16 protein-coding genes and 1 tRNA gene are annotated in these 16769 nt (G+C 71.6%); 7 read left to right on the top strand and 10 right to left on the bottom strand.

The window, feature by feature from the left end; translation table 11 throughout:
- Positions 1–281: BON domain-containing protein (locus ABFX54_RS24515; protein WP_346108380.1), on the top strand; the 281-nt coding region annotated here is incomplete at its 5' end.
- A gap of 10 nt (positions 282–291) precedes the next feature.
- Here ABFX54_RS24515 and ABFX54_RS24510 read toward each other — a convergent pair.
- The 4 genes from ABFX54_RS24510 to ABFX54_RS24495 all read right to left on the bottom strand — a co-directional run bounded on the left by ABFX54_RS24510 (position 292) and on the right by ABFX54_RS24495 (position 3896).
- Positions 292–900, bottom strand: coding sequence for a TetR/AcrR family transcriptional regulator (locus ABFX54_RS24510; RefSeq protein ID WP_346108378.1), 609 nt, complete (start codon positions 898–900; stop codon positions 292–294).
- Positions 897–2369 carry an FAD-dependent monooxygenase gene (locus tag ABFX54_RS24505; RefSeq protein WP_346108376.1) on the bottom strand — a complete coding sequence of 491 codons (1473 nt, stop codon included), beginning with the start codon at positions 2367–2369 and terminating at the stop codon, positions 897–899. The genes ABFX54_RS24510 and ABFX54_RS24505 overlap by 4 nt, the downstream gene beginning before the upstream one ends.
- Positions 2370–2469: 100 nt before the next feature.
- Positions 2470–3288, bottom strand: a complete 819-nt coding sequence (locus ABFX54_RS24500) for a universal stress protein (protein ID WP_346108374.1) — start codon at positions 3286–3288, stop codon at positions 2470–2472.
- Between the two features lie 77 nt (positions 3289–3365).
- On the bottom strand, positions 3366–3896 hold the full coding sequence (locus ABFX54_RS24495; protein ID WP_346108373.1) for a hypothetical protein: 531 nt from the start codon (positions 3894–3896) through the stop codon (positions 3366–3368).
- A 207-nt stretch (positions 3897–4103) separates the two neighbouring features.
- Between ABFX54_RS24495 and ABFX54_RS24490 the strand changes: the two genes are divergently transcribed.
- A complete protein-coding gene (locus ABFX54_RS24490; RefSeq protein WP_346108371.1) occupies positions 4104–5057 on the top strand; it encodes an Acg family FMN-binding oxidoreductase in 954 nt (317 codons plus the stop codon).
- A 56-nt stretch (positions 5058–5113) separates the two neighbouring features.
- Here ABFX54_RS24490 and ABFX54_RS24485 read toward each other — a convergent pair whose 3' ends face one another.
- On the bottom strand, positions 5114–7531 hold the full coding sequence (locus ABFX54_RS24485) for a phosphoketolase family protein (protein WP_346108369.1): 2418 nt from the start codon (positions 7529–7531) through the stop codon (positions 5114–5116).
- Positions 7532–7990: 459 nt separating this feature from the next.
- On the opposite strand from ABFX54_RS24485, the gene ABFX54_RS24480 reads away from it, so the two are divergent.
- Positions 7991–10699, top strand: a complete 2709-nt coding sequence (locus ABFX54_RS24480; RefSeq protein WP_346108368.1) for a cation-translocating P-type ATPase — start codon at positions 7991–7993, stop codon at positions 10697–10699.
- A gap of 214 nt (positions 10700–10913) precedes the next feature.
- Positions 10914–11819 carry a universal stress protein gene (locus tag ABFX54_RS24475; protein ID WP_346108366.1) on the top strand — a complete coding sequence of 302 codons (906 nt, stop codon included), beginning with the start codon at positions 10914–10916 and terminating at the stop codon, positions 11817–11819.
- Positions 11820–11895: 76 nt separating this feature from the next.
- On the opposite strand, the gene ABFX54_RS24470 is transcribed toward ABFX54_RS24475, so the two are convergent.
- The gene (locus ABFX54_RS24470; protein ID WP_428834561.1) at positions 11896–12054 is read right to left on the bottom strand and encodes a LuxR C-terminal-related transcriptional regulator; all 159 of its coding nucleotides are present in this window, start codon (positions 12052–12054) and stop codon (positions 11896–11898) included.
- On the opposite strand from ABFX54_RS24470, the gene ABFX54_RS24465 reads away from it, so the two are divergent.
- Positions 12040–12441 (top strand): hypothetical protein, encoded by a 402-nt coding sequence (locus ABFX54_RS24465; protein WP_346108365.1) that lies wholly within the window; start codon positions 12040–12042, stop codon positions 12439–12441. The genes ABFX54_RS24470 and ABFX54_RS24465 overlap by 15 nt on opposite strands.
- Here the strand turns inward: ABFX54_RS24465 and ABFX54_RS24460 are convergent.
- Complete coding sequence (locus ABFX54_RS24460; RefSeq protein ID WP_346108364.1) at positions 12366–12761, bottom strand: pyridoxamine 5'-phosphate oxidase family protein; 396 nt, start codon at positions 12759–12761, stop codon at positions 12366–12368. The genes ABFX54_RS24465 and ABFX54_RS24460 overlap by 76 nt on opposite strands.
- Before the next feature lie 62 nt (positions 12762–12823).
- On the opposite strand from ABFX54_RS24460, the gene ABFX54_RS24455 reads away from it, so the two are divergent.
- Positions 12824–13267, top strand: coding sequence for an SAM-dependent methyltransferase (locus ABFX54_RS24455; protein WP_346108362.1), 444 nt, complete (start codon positions 12824–12826; stop codon positions 13265–13267).
- Positions 13255–13593, top strand: coding sequence for an SAM-dependent methyltransferase (locus ABFX54_RS24450; RefSeq protein WP_346108360.1), 339 nt, complete (start codon positions 13255–13257; stop codon positions 13591–13593). Before ABFX54_RS24455 ends, ABFX54_RS24450 begins: the two co-directional genes overlap by 13 nt.
- A gap of 36 nt (positions 13594–13629) precedes the next feature.
- On the opposite strand, the gene ABFX54_RS24445 is transcribed toward ABFX54_RS24450, so the two are convergent.
- From ABFX54_RS24445 to ABFX54_RS24435, 3 genes are all read right to left on the bottom strand, one after another.
- A tRNA-Leu gene (locus tag ABFX54_RS24445) sits at positions 13630–13703 on the bottom strand.
- A gap of 950 nt (positions 13704–14653) precedes the next feature.
- Positions 14654–15754, bottom strand: coding sequence for a mechanosensitive ion channel family protein (locus ABFX54_RS24440; RefSeq protein WP_346108359.1), 1101 nt, complete (start codon positions 15752–15754; stop codon positions 14654–14656).
- Positions 15755–15766: 12 nt separating this feature from the next.
- Positions 15767–16762 carry a ribonucleotide-diphosphate reductase subunit beta gene (locus tag ABFX54_RS24435; protein ID WP_346108358.1) on the bottom strand — a complete coding sequence of 332 codons (996 nt, stop codon included), beginning with the start codon at positions 16760–16762 and terminating at the stop codon, positions 15767–15769.
- Positions 16763–16769 lie beyond the last annotated feature (7 nt).

Raw genomic sequence — 16769 nt, 5'->3', positions numbered from 1 at the left:
ACGGCCGCCTCGTCGGCATCGTCAGCCGCCGCGACCTCATCAAGGTCTTCCTGCGCCTGGACGAGGACATCGAACGGGACGTCCGCGAGGCCCTGCGCGGCCGGGCCGACGTCAGCGTGACCGACGCCGTCGTCACCCTGACCGGGACCTACCCCGAGCGCAGCCAGGCCGTCACCGCCGTCCACCTGGCCGAGAACATCGACGGCGTCGTGGCGGTGCACGACGAGCTGAGCTGGAAGCACGACGACATCGCCGACCTGCCCGTCTGGGGCGGCGCGTGACCTCGGGGCCTCATGGTCCCGCCGGATACAGGCCCGCCTGGCGGTAAACGGCCTTCAGGTAACGCAGCATCTCGGCGGCGTCCGGAGGGTCGGGTTGCAGGACGCGGTAGGTCACCGCGCCGGCCATCATGTCGATGACGACGTCCAGGTCGGCGTCGGCGGCCACCAGGCCGTCCTGCTGGGCGCGGCGGAGCAGGGCGGCGGCCAGCTCCCGGCGGGGCAGGATGTAGTGCCTCCAGTAGATCTCCATCAGCTCCGGATGGCTGACGGCCGAGCCCAGGATGCGCGCGACCAGCGCGCGGAAGCCCGGGCTCGCGGCCGTCTCGGCCGCCGCGGGCAGGAGGCGTTCGACGATCTCGCGCGGTGCCAGGGCTTGGACGTCGGCGGCCGACGGGCTGATGTCGGCGCTCACCTCCTGCTCGATGGCCTGGGCGAGCAGCTCCTCCTTGCTGCTCCAGCGGCGGTAGAGGGTCAGCTTGCCCACACCCGCGCGTTTGGCGACCTGCTCCATGCTGGTGCCCTCGACGCCGCGTTCGACGAACAGCTCAAGCGCGGCGGTCAGGATCGCGGTGTCGGTGCCGGGGTCGCGCGGGCGGCCACGTCCTCGGGTGGCCGTCACCCGAGTGCCCCGTCCAGCCAGCGCCCGAACTCGGCCGGGCCGCCCTTGCAGGCCAGGTGCCCGTCCGGCCGGACGAGCAGCGCCTGCCTCGCGGAGCCGGAGGCGTGCAGCCGGACGACGCGATCGCCGAGCCGCCGCCGGGCCTCCTCGAAGGCGGCGTCCGCGCCGTCGCCGAGCACCGCCCAGGTGCCGCGCAGTTCGGCGTACAAGCGGGTGCGGGTGCCGTCGTCGCGCTCGCAGGTCAGGTCGGGCACGCGGTCGCCGGGACGAGGTCTGCCGCCCCGGCCCCCGAGCGGCCCGCCGCGGTAGCTCACCCACAGTTGCGAGGTCGTGTACGTGATCCACCGCTGGATCCAGGCCAGGCTGAAGACACGCAGCAGGATCTGGTCGCGCAGGAACCGGCCGAGCAGCCCGTCGGCGATGTTGACCTTGGTGGCCGCGGTGCTGCCCCGCAGCACCGCGGTGGCCAGCGGGCGGCGTTCGGCCTGGTAGGTGTCGAGCAGACGGTCCCCAGCCGAGCCGCTTACCACGAGGGCGAGCTTCCAGGCGAGGTTCTCGGCGTCTCCGAGCCCGGTCAGCATGCCCTGGCCGCCGAACGGGGCATGCACGTGCGCGGCGTCGCCGGCCAGCAGGACCCGCCCGGCGCGGTAGCCGTCGGCCAGACGGCGGTGCACGCTGAACAGCGACGCCCAGGAGACCTCGCCCAGCCGCAGGCCGGGCCGGCCGGTGCGGCCAGGCAGGATGCGCCGCATCCGGTCGGCGATCTGCTCCTCGCCTGGTTTGTCGTCGGCGAAGGCGGGGTCGTAGGCGAGCAGCCGCCAGTGCCCGCCGGGCATCGGCATGGCGCCCAGCATGCCATCTCGATGCACCCAGCCGCTCGTGCCCGATCGGTCCAGCGCGGGCTCACCCTCGATGTGGCCGTCGACGAGCAGGAAGCGTTCGCTGACCTTGACGCCGGGGAAACCGATACCGGCCAGCTTGCGGACCGTGCTGCCGGCGCCGTCGCAGCCTGCCAGCCAACCGGCCCTGACGATGCCGCCGTCGGCGAGCACCGCGGTGACGCCGGTCGTGTCCTGGGAGATCTCGACCACGCCGTTGCCCCATTCCGGCCGGACTCCGAGCTCGGCCAGCCGCTCGCGCAGCACCGCCTCGACCCGCGCCTGCGAGATCACCATGGGCGCGGCGGCGGTGCGGAGCCCGGGGTCGCCGAACCGGATGCGCATCATCGGGCGGTCGCCCGCGTAGGTGGTGATCGTCATGGCCCGCACCGACTCCTGCGGCAGCTCGCCCAGGGCGTCCAGGCGGTCGAGCACCTCCGAGCCGCGGGCGTGCACGAAGTTCGCCCGCGAGGTGGTCGCCGGGCCGGCGGCCTTGTCGATCACACGGACCGACACGCCGTGCAGGCGCAGCCCGCAGGCCAGCGCGAGACCGACCGGTCCCGCGCCGACCACCAGTACGTCCGTGTCCATCGCCATCACCTCACCATTTTATTTACGAAACGGTCTCGTAAATAAATAGTGCCTGCGATGAGCCGTCCTGTCCAGCCGTCGGCGCCGGGGACGGGCCGGATCAACGGGTGATTCTCACCACGGCGAGCGGGCCCGGGGCGTGGTGCAGCAGGGCGTGACTGACCGACCCCAGCATCATGGCGGCGAACGTGCCCGACCCGTGCGAGCCCACCACCAGCAGCTCCGCCCCGGTCGCGGCCTGGCACAGCACCTCGACCGGATGGCCGTGCACCGACTCCTCGACAACGGGAACATCCGGGTGCCCCGCGCGCAGGCCGCTCAGCAGTTCTTTCAGCGTGCCCGGTTCCTCCCGTGCCATGGGGTCGAAGCCCTGCTGAGCCCTGGCCCGTACCAGCCGCAACCGGGTGCCGCGCAGCTCCGCCTCGGCGAAGGCGAACTCCAGCACCCGCGCCGACGCCGGGGACCCGTCGATCCCGGCGACGATCTCGTCCACCGGCGGCGACGAGACCGGACGGACCACCACGACGTCGCAGGGCGCCCGCCCGGCCACCCCGTAGGCGACCGAGCCGACCAGCATCCCGCGCACCCCGCCGATCCCGTGGCCGCCCACGACCAGCAGCTCGGCATCCCGTGTGGCCTCGATCAAGGCGGTCCTGGGGTCGTCGGGCAGGAACGTCGTCCTTACGCTGATCTTCGGCTGGTCGCCGCGTGCCCGTTCCACCGCCGCCGCCAGAATCTCTCTGCCGCCCTCGCGCATCCACGCGGCCACCTCGGCCAGCCGGCCACTCTCCGTCTCGTACGCCCACCGCGGCATCGCGTGCGCCACCAGCAGCGGCACGTCACGCAGCGCCGCCTCCCGCGCCGCCCAGCCGGCGGCCTCCAGCCCGGCCCGCGAGCCGTCCACTCCCACGACGATCATGATCTTTCCTCCACTCCCGCTTCCTCATCGGCGAAAGCCCGCCCTGCGGGGCAGGGCGGGCGGGTGGGCCGAGGGACTCACTTGAGCCACGAGGTGCGGCGGACGACGGGCAGGTTGCCCAGTCCGAACGTGCGGCCGGCGCCGGCGAGGGCCAGTCCGACGAGGACGATCGCGTAGACGATGTGATCATCCATGAACGGGTTGGTGGTCAGGGGCAGCTCGGCCGCCCACATCAGCAGCAGCATCGCACCGCCCGCGCCGGCCGCGATCCGGGTGCCGATCCCGAGCACGAGCGCCAGGCCGACGCCGGCCAGACCGGCCATGAACAGCCAGTCCACCCACGCCTGTCCGGCCAGGGCCGAGAAGAAGCCGCCCAGGGCGTTCTCGCCGGTGCCCTTGAGGAAGCCGGTGGTCGGGCTGCCGCCGTTGATCCAGGCCTTGGCCGCCGGGGTGGCGAAGCCCCAGCCGAAGGTCTTGTCCAGGAAGGCCCAGAGGAAGATCCAGCCGATCGAGATCCGGGCGGCGGCCCAGGCGTAGTCGGCGGGGTTCCTGTGCTCCGCCTGGTCCACGCCGAGGTGTGTCACGGGCCTGTTGACGGTGGTGGCCATGGCGGGCCTTCCTTTCCTGATTTTCATGCTTTCTTGCTCGCACCTCCATCACACCGCTCAGCGCGGCCGGTGCTCAGTGCCGTACGGCCTGAGGCTGAAGGACCTTGGTCCTCCTCCTGGGCCGGGACCTTCGGCGCGTGGGCGGGGCCTTCGGACACTCACCCCGGCCGGACCGGGTGCGGCAGCGTCGGCGGCAGGAGGTGTGTGATGTCCGTTTCACTCGCTACCGAACTCGGCGCCCGGCGGCTGCTCGTGGCGGCCGGGCAGGCGCCGTCGGTGTTCAACACCCAGCCGTGGCGCTTCCGGGTGGTGCGCGGGGAGTTCGTCGAACTGTTCGCCGACCACGACCGGTGGCTACGGATCAGCGATCCGCGCGGGCGTAACCAGTACGTGAGCTGCGGCGCGGCGCTGTTCAACCTGCGCCTGGCGGTGCGCACGGCCGGCCGGCGGCCGGTGGTGTGGCTGCTGCCCTCGGCCGAGGAGGAGCCCGAGCTGCTGGCGGTCGTGCGCCTGGGCGGGAGCCTCCCCGTCCCTGACGAGTACCGCGCGTTGTACGACCTCATCCCCGTGCGCCGCACCAGCCGCCGCCCGTTCGCCGACCGCGTCCTGCCGCGCGCGGTGCGGGCCGGGCTCAGGCAGGCCGCCCGCCGGGAGGGCGCGGGGCTGGTCTTCCTCGACCGGCACGCGACGGACGACATGCTCGACTACGCCGCCATCGCCGAGGAGCAACTGGCCCGCGACCACGACTACCGCGCCGAACTGGCCGCCTGGACGATGCCGGGCGCGCGTTACGACGGCCTGCCCGGCTACGTCCATGGGCCGCGCCCGCTGCGGGATCCAGCGCCGGTGCGTGACTTCGGGCGGCAGGAGGGCACGGCCCGGTTCGAGGAGCGGCCGCAGCTCGCGGTGCTGACCACGATGGGCGACCGCCCCGATGACTGGCTGCGGGCGGGTCAGGCGCTGCAGCGGGTGCTGCTGGTGGCCGCCGGGCACGGCGTGTCGGCGTCGTTCCTGAACCAGCCGCTCGACCTGCGCGACATGCGCGGACGGCGCGACCCGCGCCACCGCAGGGGCCACCCGCAGATGATCATCAGGTTCGGTTACGGGCTTCCCGTGGCGCGCAGCCCACGGCGGCCCGCCGCCGAGCTGGAAACCACCTGACCCGCTCCGTGCGGAAAGAACGGCCCTCGGGGGGCCGGTCTTTCCGCCTTCCGCGCTCAGTCGCCCAGCGACCAGTCACGCACCTCGGGCATGTCCTCCAGGTGCTCGACCACGTACGCCTGGTGCTCGGCGAGTTTCCGCTCGCACCACGCCATCAGATCGCTCGCGCCGCGCGGCAGCCGCCCGGCGTTGTTGATGGCGTCCATGACCAGGTGGTAGCGGGAGGCTCGGTTGCGCACGGTCATGTCGAAGGGCGTGGTCGTGGTGCCCTCCTCGATGAAGCCGCGCACCCGGAACCGGTCGGCGTCCGGGCGGCCGTGCACGAGCTGGTGGATCGCGCCGGGATAGCCGTGGAAGGCGAACACGACGTCCACGGTGTCGGTGAACAGCTCGGTGAACAGCGTGCCGCTCATGCCGTGCGGATGGTCCTTGGGCCGCATCAGCGTCATCAGGTCGACGACGTTCACCACCCGCACCTTCAGGCCGGGCAGCCGCTCCTTGAGGATCTGGGCCGCCGCGACCGTCTCCATGGTCACCACGTCCCCGGCGCAGGCCAGCACGATGTCAGGGTCGCTGGTGCCGTCGTCGGTGCCGGCCCACTCCCAGATCCCGGCCCCGCGGGCGCAGTGCTCGACCGCCTGGTCGATGCTCAGCCACTGCGGCTGCGGCTGCTTGTCGATGACGATGAGGTTGATGTACGACCGCGAGCGCAGGCAGTGGTCGGCCACCGACAGCAGGCAGTTGGCGTCCGGCGGGAGGTAGACGCGGGCGACGTCGCCGCGCTGGGTCAGCACGACCTGGATCAGGCCGGGGCCCTGGTGGGAGAAGCCGTTGTGGTCGTTGCGCCAGGCGGTCGAGGTCAGCAGCACGTTGAGGCTGGGCACCTTGGCCCGCCAGGGCAGCCGGCCGGCCTCCTGCAGCCACTTGCCGTGCTGCACCGTCTGAGAGGCGCTGACCATCGCGAACGCCTCATACGTGGCGAACATGCCGTGCCGCCCGGTCAGCGTGTAGCCCTCCAGCCAGCCGTGGCAGTTGTGCTCCGACAGCACCTCCATGACCCGCCCGTTCCTGCTGATCGCCACGTCGTCGCCGGTGACGCGTTCGGCGAAGGCGCGGTCCGACTCCTCGAACACGGCGCCGAGCCGGTTGCTGCTGGTCTCGTCCGGGCAGAACAGCCGGAAGGTGTGCGGATTGTCGCGGTAGACGTCCCGCAGCCGTTCGCCGAGCCGGCGGGTCGACTCGGCGAGCGTCCGCGCGGGACGCGGCACCTCGACGGCGTAGTCGCGGAAGTCGGGCAGGGCGAGATCGCGCGCCAGCAGCCCGCCGTTGGCGTACGGGCTGGCGCTCATCCGCAGGTCGCCGTCGGGGGCCAGACCGCTTACCAGTTCGGCGGGCGCGCCGGTGGCGTCGAACAGCTCCTCCGGCCGGTACGAGCGCATCCACTCCTCCAGGATCGCCAGGTGCTCGGGGTTGTCGCGCACCCCGGACAGCGGCACCTGGTGCGAGCGCCACGTGCCCGCCACCTGCACGCCGTCCACCTGCTCCGGGCCGGTCCACCCCTTGGGCGAGCGCAGGACGATCACCGGCCACTGCGGCCGGGCCCCGTCCCACCCGCCGGTGCGAGCCTGGTGCTGGATGGCGCGGATCCGGCCCCAGGCGTCGGCCAGCGCCGCCGCGAAGCGAAGATGCATGCCGGGCAGGTCGGATCCCTCCACCTCCAGCACGTCGTAACCGTGGCCCCCCAGCAGCCGGCGCACCTCGGCCGGGTCCTTGCGGGCCAGCACCGTCGGGCCGGCGATCTTCGCGCCGTTCAGGTGCAGGATCGGCAGGACGGCGCCGTCACGTTCCGGGTTGAGGAACGACACGCCCTTCCACGACCCCTCCAGCGGCCCGGTCTCGGCCTCGCCGTCGCCCACCACCGCCACGGCCAGCAGGTCGGGGTTGTCCATGACGGCGCCGAACGCGTGCACCAGCACGTATCCGAGCTCGCCGCCCTCGTGGATCGAGCCGGGGGTGGTCACCGAGACGTGGCTGGGGATGCCGCCCGGGCTGGAGAACTGCCGGAACAGCCGCGCCATCCCGGCCTCGTCCTGGCTGACCCGCGGGTAGATCTCGCTGTACGTGCCCTCCAGATAACCGGCCGCCACCAGCGCCGGTCCGCCGTGGCCCGGCCCGGCGAGGTAGATCGCCTGCTGCCCGGTGTGCCGGATGAGCCGGGAGACGTGCGCGTAGATCAGTGACAGTCCCGGGCTGGTGCCCCAGTGGCCCAGCAGCCGGGGCTTGATGTGCCGCGGCGCGAGCGGCTCGCGGAGCAGCGGATTGCCTTTGAGGTAGATCTGCCCGATCGTGAGGTAGTTGGCGGCCCGCCACCAGGCGTCCAGTTGTTCGAGCTCCTCGGGCGCCGGGGCGGCCAGTCTCCGCAGCGTGTTCTCGTCGACGGCCTCGCGGACCTGCTCATCAGAAACTGCGGTCATGCGCACGTTCCCTTCTCGGCATGGTTGGCGGGAGTGCCCGGCTTGCGACTTTTGTCGGGCAGCACGGCTTCCCCCGTTGTCGTCACCCCATCCGATCTCAGCCGGGGGCCCGCGGACAGGGCCGGAAGTCCCGACCGCCCCAGGCATTTGGGCCACCCGCCGAGACGGAAACGCGCCGCCTGAGCTATCTCGCCCACCCGCCGATGCGGGAGCGCCGCCGGGTGTGGAGCAGGGCGTCTTCCCCGATGTGTGCTTCCGGCCTGGCGGGAAAGGACTAACGTCCCTGGTCGTCGCGGTCCTCGTTCGCGAACAGTAGGAAGCGACCGGCAACAAGCGGACAGGCATTCAGCGGACAACGGACAGCAGGCGGCGGACGGCAGGCGGACGGCCAGCGGCGGGGACAGCCGAGCGGCCGTCCGCCGCCTGGTCGGCCGGACTGCCGCGGGGAGCACGGAGGACATGACGGTGACGACGGTGACGCCTTTGACTGGGCTGACGTCGGCCGAGGCGGCCGCCCGGCTGGCGCGCGACGGCGCGAACCTGCTCCCACAGAAGCCACCCGTGCCCCTGTGGCGCCGGATCGCCACGCAGTTGCGCGATCCGCTCATCATCGTCCTGCTCATCGCGGCGGTGCTGACCGTCACGACGGGCGATTGGGCCGACGCGACCGTGATCATGCTGGTGATCGTGGTCAACACCACCGTCGGGGTGGTCCAGGAGATCCGGGCCGACCGCGCGATCACGGCTCTGGCGCAGCTCGCCAGCCCGGAGGCGCGCGTGGTCCGCGACGGCCGCCAGCAGCAGATCCCGTCCAGCGACGTCGTGGTGGGAGACCTGCTGGTCCTGGCCGAGGGCGACATCGTCCCCGCCGACGCCGAGGTGCGCGAGGCGGCGGCCCTGCTCGTCGACGAGTCGGCGCTGACGGGCGAGTCGGTGCCGGTGGACAAGCCCGCGGGCGAGCCGCTCTCCTCCGGCACCGTCGTGGTACGCGGGCGCGGCCGGGCGGTGGTCACCGCCACCGGGGCGGCCAGCGCGAGTGGCCGCATCGCCTCCCTGATGGTCAAGAGCACCGGTCTCACGCCGCTGCAGCGCCGCCTGATGGGGGTCGGCCGGTTGCTGGCGGGCGTCGCCGTGCTGCTGTCGGCGGTGGTCCTGGCTCTGGGTCTGGTACGCGGCCAGCCGGTGCAGCTGATGGTGATCACCGCCATCAGCCTGGTGGTCGCCGCCGTACCCGAGTCCCTGCCCGCCGTCGTGACCCTGAGCCTGGCGCTGGGCGCCCGCCGGATGGCCGCACGCAACGCCCTCGTCCGCAAGCTGCCCGCGGTGGAGACCCTCGGCTCGGTAACGGCCCTGGCCACCGACAAAACCGGCACCCTGACCGAGGGCACCATGGTGGCCCGGCGCCTGTGGACCCCATCGGCCCAGGCCACGCTCACCGGCACCGGCTACGCCCCGGAGGGCCGGATCACCAGCGAGGCCGCCCCAGACGCCTTCACCGCACTACTGACAGCAGCCATGCTCTGCAACGACGCCCGCCTCGCACCCCCGCAGGCCCCATCCGACGAACCTCCGGCACCGGGCACCCGCGAACCAGCAGCACCGAGCTCCGCCGAATCGCCGACACCGGCCTCCGCCAAATCAGCGGCACCGGACTCCGGTGAGTGGGTGGCGCTGGGCGACCCCACCGAGGCGGCGCTGCTCGCCGCCGCCGCCAAACTCGGCCTCGACCGCCGGGACGTGCAAGCCCGCTTCCCCCGCCTGGCCGAGCTGCCCTTCGACAGCGGCCGCAAGCGTATGAGCACCCTGCACCGGCTGCCCGGCGGCGGCGTCCGGCTCATCTGCAAGGGTGCGCCGGAGGCCCTGCTGCGCCACCCCGTCCTGATCGACGAACCGGACCTGCTCGCCCGCGCCGCCGCCCAGGCCGACCGGTTCGCCCAGGACGGCTACCGGGTCCTGGCCGTGGCGAGCACCGATCTCGACGACGTACCGGCCACGCTGCAAGAGAGCGGCCTGTCGCTGCTCGGCCTGATCGCGATCCTGGACCCGCCACGTCCGGCCGCCGCCACCGCCGTCGCCGACTGCAAGCGGGCCGGCATCAGACCCATCCTCATCACCGGGGACCACCCGGGCACCGCCCGCGCCATCGCCATCGAGCTGGGCATCATCGCCGACGGCGACCCGGTCGTCGACTGCCGCGAGCCCGGCGCCCTCGACCGGAACCGAGCCCAGGACCAGGACCGGGATGGGGAACAGAACCGGGCCCGGGACCGGGAACAGGGCGGAGTTCAGGCGGCCGTCTACGCGCGTGCCACCCCCGAGCAGAAGCTCGACATCATCCAGCGCCTCCAGGAGCAGGGCGGCATCCTGGCCATGACCGGCGACGGCGTCAACGACGGCCCCGCGCTCCGCCGCGCCGACATCGGCGTGGCCATGGGCAGACGCGGCACCGAGGTGGCCCGGCAGGCCGCCGACCTGGTCCTCGCCGACGACAACCTCGACACCGTCGTCGCGGCCGTCGAAGAGGGCCGGCGCGTGTACGCCAACATCCGCCGCTTCCTCGTCTACGGCCTGTCCGGCGGCGCCGCCGAGATCGCCGTGATGCTGCTGGGCCCGTTCGTCGGCCTCCCGCTCCCCCTGCTCCCCGCCCAGATCCTGTGGATCAACCTGCTCACCCACGGCCTGCCCGGCGTGGCCCTCGGCGGCGAGCCCACCGTCCCCGGCGCCATGGCCGACCCGCCCCGGCCACCTGGCCAGAGCATCCTCGGCGCGGGCCTGTGGCAGCGCGTCCTCAGGATCGCCGTCGTGCTCACCGCCGTCACCCTCGGCGTCGCCGTCTGGGCCGCCGCGACCGGACGGCCGTGGCAGAGCATGGCCTTCTTCGCCCTCGGCGCCACTCAGCTCGGCGTCGCGCTCGGCTCCAGGACCCGGCCGGGATCCCTGGCCAACCCCATGCTGCTGTTCGCCGTAGCCGGCGCCTTCGTCCTGCAACTGGCGGCCCTGTACGTACCGCCGCTGCGCCAGCTCCTCGGCACCCAGCCGCTGACGGCGGGCGATCTGCTGATCGTCACCGCCCTGTCCGTGCTCGGCTACGCCGCCGCCCGCCTGGACCGCATCCTGCACCCCTCCCCCCGCCCTACCCCGGCCGTACCGCCGGCACCCGGCCCCTGAGATCGCGCGACAAGCACGAGACCGACCCTCCCGAGCCCCGCTGGACAAGCACGAAACCAGTCCTCCTCCTCCCGGCTGAGGGCTCTCCGGCAAACCCCAAAGAGAGCAAGCAAGACATGGCGAGGCTTTTGCGTCCTCACGGGGCTTGTCCCCATGGCCCCGGGAATGCTCAACCGGTGCAGGAGCAGACGGTTCCGCTCAGGGAGGCGGCGAGATGAGCGATGGCCTGGCCGCCCGGCCCGTCCTGGTCGGCTACGACGACTCGCCCGAGAGCCGGCACGCGCTGATCTGGGCGGTCGAGGAAGCGCGGCTGCGCGGCCTCCCCGTGCTGGTCTGCCACGCCCTGCACTGGCCGTACGCGCTCAAACCCCTCTCCGAGGACGTCATGGGGCAGATCGACCAGGCGGCGCAGGAGGTCGTGGACGAAGGCGTCCGGCGAGCCCGTGAGCTCGCCCCCGACGTGGACGTCCGGCGGATCCTCGGACGGGGCTCACCCGCCGCGGTGCTCCTGGAGCTCGGGCGCGCGGCGGAGCTGACGGTGCTGGGACTGCGCGGGCAGGGCGGGTTCGAAGGTCTGGAGGTGGGGTCGGCCTCCGTCCAGGTGGCCGCGCACTGCGTGGGACCGGTCATCGTCGTACGCCCGGAGCTCCAGCCACGGACCGGCCCGGACGCCAGGATCGTGGTCGGCCTGGACGGCTCACCCGCCAGCCTCGCCGCGCTCGATCTCGCCCTGGACGAGGCCGCGCTGCGCCTCGGCACCGTGACGGTCCTGTGCTGCTGGGCCGACTGCGGCTCGTCGTCCTGGCCGGAGCCGCTGCCGTTCGTGGACTCGCGCGCGCTGCGCCGGGGAGCCGAGGCCCGGTTCCGCGAGGTCGCCGCACACCTGGCTCAGAAGCGTCCCGATGTGCCGGTGATCACCGAATTTGTCACCGAACGCCCGCAACGCGCCCTGCTCGACGCGACCAGGGACGCCACGCTCCTCGTGCTCGGCAACCGGGGCAACGAATCTCCCCCTTGCCTGCTCCTGGGCCCTGTCACCCAGGCCGCGCTGCTCGAAGCCTGGTGCCCGGTCGCGGTGACCCCCGCGGCCATCATGAAACCGCGAATCCCACCGGGGTGAACACCGCGCCGCGCACCCGTCAAGCCGGCTCCGGCCCGGGAGGAGACGAGGGGCGCGGTGGGCGGACTGTCGGCGATCACTTCGACGGTGCCACCAGACCCGCCTCATAGGCGAGGATGACGAGCTGAACCCGGTCGCGCGCGCCGAGCTTGCCCAGCGGCCGGCTCACGCACGCCTTGACGGTGGCGACGCTGATGACCAGGTCGGCGGCTATCTCGGCATGGTCGCCTCGCACGAGGCCCGCGTGCATCCCGAGCACCACCGGCGGCTGGTCGCCGCCACCGGGGACGGCACCGTGCTCACGTCGATCTTCGGGCCGGAGTTCCCGCGGTTCAACCCCATGCGGCTCCAGCGCAACCGGGTGGTGGCCGAGTGGAACGACCGGGTGGCGGAGATCCCGGCCGATCTCGACCCGCTCGGCGGCCGAGTCAGGCACGAGGCGGAGCTGCCGGGCGCCGCCCATGAGGACCTCCGCCGTCTCCACCGCACGGCGCGACCCGGCGGGCAGCCCGTCCCAGCCGTCCGCCCCGACACCGACGACGGTGATCACACGTTGCCCAGCACGTTCGTCACCAGGATCTCCACGACCACCCTGGACGGGTTCGGACGCGGCGGCTTGTAGCGGGCGGCGTAGCGGCGCTCGGCGTCGGCCACCTGCCCGGGCTCGGTCCGCAGCACGGCCAGGCCCTCCAGCGTCGACCACCGGCGGCCGTCCACCTGGGTCAGCGCCACCAGCGCACCTGACGAACCCGACCGGGCGATGAGCCTGGCCTTGTACGAGGTTCCGGAGGTGATGACGCGAGCGGTCGCCGTCTCCAGGTCCAGCGTGGCCCCGACCGGGACGACGTGCGGCGGCCCGCCGGGGCGAGCGGTGGCGAGCGTGCACAGGTGCCGCTCCTGCCAGAACGCGGCGAAGCCGTCGCCCTGCTCGGCCAGATCCACGGTCCTCCTCGAGTGATTTGCGAGCGATATCGTATATCTCCCGCTCTGGCACGCTCTTATGGGTGAAGCGGCTACTCGTCATCGGCAACGGCGCGGGCGATCCCGACCATCTCACCCTCCAGGCGGCCAAGGCCATCGCCCGTACGGACGTGTTCTTCCTCGTGGACAAGGGCGAGATGAAGGACGAGCCGGTACGGCTGCGGCAGGAGCTGATCGCCGAGCACGGCCGCCCGCCGTACCGGATCGCCGAGGCCCGCGACCCGGAACGCGACCGCGGCACCTCCGCCTGCACCGCCGCCGTCCCGGACTGGCGCTCGCGCAGAGCGCTGGCCTGTGAAGCGCTCGTCGGCGAGGAACTGGCCGACGGCGAGACGGGGGCGTTCCTGGTCTGGGGAGATCCGGGCGTGTACGACAGCACGCTGGCTACCGTCGAGGAGATCCTCCAGCGCGGCAACGTCACGTTCGACCACGAGGTTATTCCCGCATCAGCAGCGTGGCCGCACTGACCGCCCGCCACCGCACCAGCCTCACGCAGGTCGGGCGGCCCGTTCACCTCACCACCGGGCGCCGGCTGGCCGAGGAGGGCGCCACCGCGGACGACGTGGTCGTCATGCTGGACGCCCACTGCTCCTTCGACGGCCTGGACGACGGTGACATCTCCTGGGACATCTATTGGGGCGCCTATCTGGGCACGCCCGACGAGATCCCGGTCTCCGGGAAGGTCTCCGAGGTGGGCGGCCGCATCCGCGAGCTGCGCGCCGAGGCGCGCGCCCGCAAGGGGTGGATCATGGATACCTACCTGCTGCGCCGGGCTCCTCGCACCGACCGTTGAGACGCCCGAGGGCGGGACGGTGCTGTCGGCGCGCGGTGCCGCTCCAGGGATTCGAACCCTGAACCTCCGCCTCCTGAAGACGGCGCCTCTGCCAGTTGGGCCAGAGCGGCTGGGCCCCGGGCTTGGCTGGCGTGGGCCAGCCCGGGGCGAGGGCCCGGTCCGGCCGAGGGGCGCCATTCCCGTCGGCCAGGCCGTGGCCCGCGGCCCTTTCCTTTCAGGGCCGTAGTCCGAGCGGCAGGATTCGAACCTGCGATTCTCCTGCTCCCCAAAGCGGGTGCTCTCCCTGCTGAGCAACGTTCCGTCGACTTTCACGCGACGGGCACAGGTTTCCGTCTGCGTGCGGCAGTTCGGGCACAGAAAACACAGGTTCTCTTTCCGGCGGCCCAGGCGGTCGCCGTTGATGTGCTCCGCCTGGAGAGTGAGCGGCTTCCCCATCCATTCGGGCTGCTGCCCGCGTCGGGCACATTTGTGGGGTACGCCGACCTCAAGAAGGGCACGCCGGAGTTGATCGGTATAGCCAGCCTTCCGCAGGACCTCGCTGGCAGAGAAGCACTCCGCGACCAGGTTGGCCAGCGTCTCGTCCTCTACCTTCGTGCGGCGGTGTTGTTCGTATCGCTTTCCGACGAGGTGGCGTGTGTCCATTCCGGCTTCGTCGGCCATGCGGATGATGGATTTGGTGGTGCTGTGTCCTGCCGTGCCCAACCGGCGTGCCAGATCTCTTTGGCTCGTCGCCGGCGGCAGCTCTCTCGCCAGATCTTCCAAGGACCATTTTCTCAGGGGCATACGGAAAGACTGTCCACTAAAGGCAGTCGGGCTGACCAAACTGCCCCACACTCGGAAATGAAAAACAATCAGCCGCCCCGGACTTTCGTCCGGGACGGCTTTCCGGTGAACCCGTCAGGGGGTTATCCGGAAAGCCTCCGCCGCGGCGCGCACAGGGCGGGCGCGAGCGGCCGGTAGCTGGTCAGGACGTTCAGGTCGGTCACTTCTCGCTCTCCCTTCGTTCTCGCCGGCGGACGTTGTCCACGGTAAACGGATGATCGGGCGGCGTGCCACTTATTTATTGACGTTCATCGTCGCGCCGGTGCTCCCGGTGCCAGCCCGCGCTCACCTGGGTCTCGGGGAGGTCAACGCGGAATCGGGGCAGGGCGTCCGGGTAATTCTCCCGGACGAAGTTGACCAGGAATTCGCGTACATCGCATTTGAGGTCCCAGGAGGACGGCGAGTCGGCGGCACTCATCAGGGCGCGCAACTCCACGAGCCCGTTCGGCAGCACGTCGGTGACCTGGAGCGTCCAGTCCTTCTGGTCCCACAGCGGGTTTCCCTGGAGGAACTCGTACAGGGCGTCGCGGAGTTTCGGAACGGGGACGGCCCAGTCCACCCGCAGGAAGACCACGGCCAGGACGCGGCTGCCGTGGCGGGTCCAGTTCTCGAACGGGTTCTGGGTGAAGTACGACACCGGCAGCACGAGCCGCCGTTCGTCCCAGAGGCGTAGCACCACGTACGTGAGCGTGAGCTCCTCGATCCGCCCCCACTCCTTCTCGACCACCACGACGTCGTCGAGACGGAGCGCGTCGCTGAAGGCGAGCTGCAGGCCGGCCAGCACGTTGCCGATGGTCGGCTGGGCGGCGATGCCGACGACGGCGCCCGCGATGCCGGCGGAGGCGAGCAGGCCGGCGCCGAGCGCGCGGACCTGCGGGAAGGAGAAGAGCATCGCGCCGACCGCGACCACGATGATGACCGCGGCGGCGATGCGGCGGACCAGCGCGATCTGCGTCATGATCCGCCGCGCCCGCCGGTTGCGCTCGCCTTCGACCAGCACCAGCCGATCGAGGACGACGTCGGTCAGCGCGTACGTGGCCTGCACGATCAGCCAGGTGACCGCCGCGATCGTGACCAGGCCGAGCACCCGTTCCACCGTGCCGGCCAGGGCCCGCTCGGCCGGGGAGTCGCCGAACATCCCCTGCCCGAACGCCGCGTTGGCGGCCACCGCGGCGGCCATCAGGAAGGCGGGCCACGTGCAGTGCTCCACGAGGTGGCGGGCCAGGGCCCATTTGCGCCCGGCGCGGTTGAGCACCCGCCGGAGCACTTCCACCAGGAGGATCGATCCGATCACCGCGATGAGCAGGATCGGCCAGTCCGCCGGAGACTGCACGTTCATGCCCCCTATGTATTAGAACGTCTCGTCAAAGCTCACATTGCCCTCAACCGCCACTTGGTAAGCAGAGACACGCCGTTCGAAGAAGTTGGCCAGTTCCTGCACGTCCTGCAGCTCCATGAACGCGAAGGGGTTGGCCGAGCCGTAGCGCCGGGGCAGGCCCAGCCGGGTCAGCCGCTGGTCGGCGACGTATTCGAGGTACTGGCGCATCTGCTCGACACCCATGCCGGGCATGCCGTCACCGCAGAGGTCCGCCGCGAAGGCGAGTTCGGCGGCGACGGCCTCCTCCAGCATGAGCGTGACCTGCTTGCCCAGCTCGTCGTCGAACAGCGACGGCTCCTCGGCGCGCACGGTGTCCACGACGCTGAACGCGAACTCCATGTGCATGGACTCGTCGCGGAAGACCCAGTTCGTCCCCGTGGCCAGACCTCCGAGCAGGCCACGAGAGCGGAACCAGTAGACGTAGGCGAACGCGCCGTAGAAGAACAGGCCCTCGATGCAGGCGGCGAAGCAGATGAGGTTCAGCAGGAACTGGCGGCGTTCCGCGGCGCTCTCCAGACGGCGCAGGCCGTCGATGGAGTCGATCCACCGGAAGCAGAACTCGGCCTTGTCGCGGATCGAGGGGATGTACTCGATCGCGGCGAACGCCTTGACCCGCTCGTCCGGGTCGGGCAGGTAGGTGTCGAGCAGGGTCAGGTAGAACTGCACGTGCACGGCCTCCTCGTAGAGCTGCCTGCTCAGGTAGAGGCGCGCTTCGGGGGCGTTGACGTGCTGGTAGAGGTTGAGCACGAGGTTGTTGGCCACGATCGAGTCGCCGGTGGCGAAGAAGGCGACCAGGCGGTTGATCAGGTGCCGTTCCTGCGGCGTCATCCTGGCCAGGTCGGCGAGGTCGTTGTGCAGGTCGACCTCCTCGACGGTCCAGGTGTTGCGGATGGCCGCGCGGAAGCGCTCGTAGAAGTCGGGGTAGCGCATGGGACGCAGGGTGAGGTCCATGCCGGGGTCGAGCAGCATGAGAGGG

Source organism: Nonomuraea maheshkhaliensis (assembly GCF_039529435.1).
GTDB classification, from domain to species: Bacteria; Actinomycetota; Actinomycetes; order Streptosporangiales; family Streptosporangiaceae; genus Nonomuraea; species Nonomuraea maheshkhaliensis.
This window is presented reverse-complemented; position numbering and strand designations above follow the sequence as displayed.

Excerpts from the sequence above, each read along its gene's own strand:
- ABFX54_RS24505 (WP_346108376.1), bottom strand. The coding sequence starts at position 2,369 with ATGGACACGGACGTACTGGTGGTCGGCGCGGGACCGGTCGGTCTCGCG.
- ABFX54_RS24500 (WP_346108374.1), bottom strand. The coding sequence starts at position 3,288 with ATGATCGTCGTGGGAGTGGACGGCTCGCGGGCCGGGCTGGAGGCCGCC.
- ABFX54_RS24495 (WP_346108373.1), bottom strand. The coding sequence starts at position 3,896 with ATGGCCACCACCGTCAACAGGCCCGTGACACACCTCGGCGTGGACCAG.
- ABFX54_RS24490 (WP_346108371.1), top strand. The coding sequence starts at position 4,104 with ATGTCCGTTTCACTCGCTACCGAACTCGGCGCCCGGCGGCTGCTCGTG.
- ABFX54_RS24485 (WP_346108369.1), bottom strand. The coding sequence starts at position 7,531 with ATGACCGCAGTTTCTGATGAGCAGGTCCGCGAGGCCGTCGACGAGAAC.
- ABFX54_RS24480 (WP_346108368.1), top strand. The coding sequence starts at position 7,991 with ATGACGGTGACGACGGTGACGCCTTTGACTGGGCTGACGTCGGCCGAG.
- ABFX54_RS24475 (WP_346108366.1), top strand. The coding sequence starts at position 10,914 with ATGAGCGATGGCCTGGCCGCCCGGCCCGTCCTGGTCGGCTACGACGAC.
- ABFX54_RS24465 (WP_346108365.1), top strand. The coding sequence starts at position 12,040 with ATGGTCGCCTCGCACGAGGCCCGCGTGCATCCCGAGCACCACCGGCGG.
- ABFX54_RS24440 (WP_346108359.1), bottom strand. The coding sequence starts at position 15,754 with ATGAACGTGCAGTCTCCGGCGGACTGGCCGATCCTGCTCATCGCGGTG.
- ABFX54_RS24435 (WP_346108358.1), bottom strand. The coding sequence starts at position 16,762 with ATGCTGCTCGACCCCGGCATGGACCTCACCCTGCGTCCCATGCGCTAC.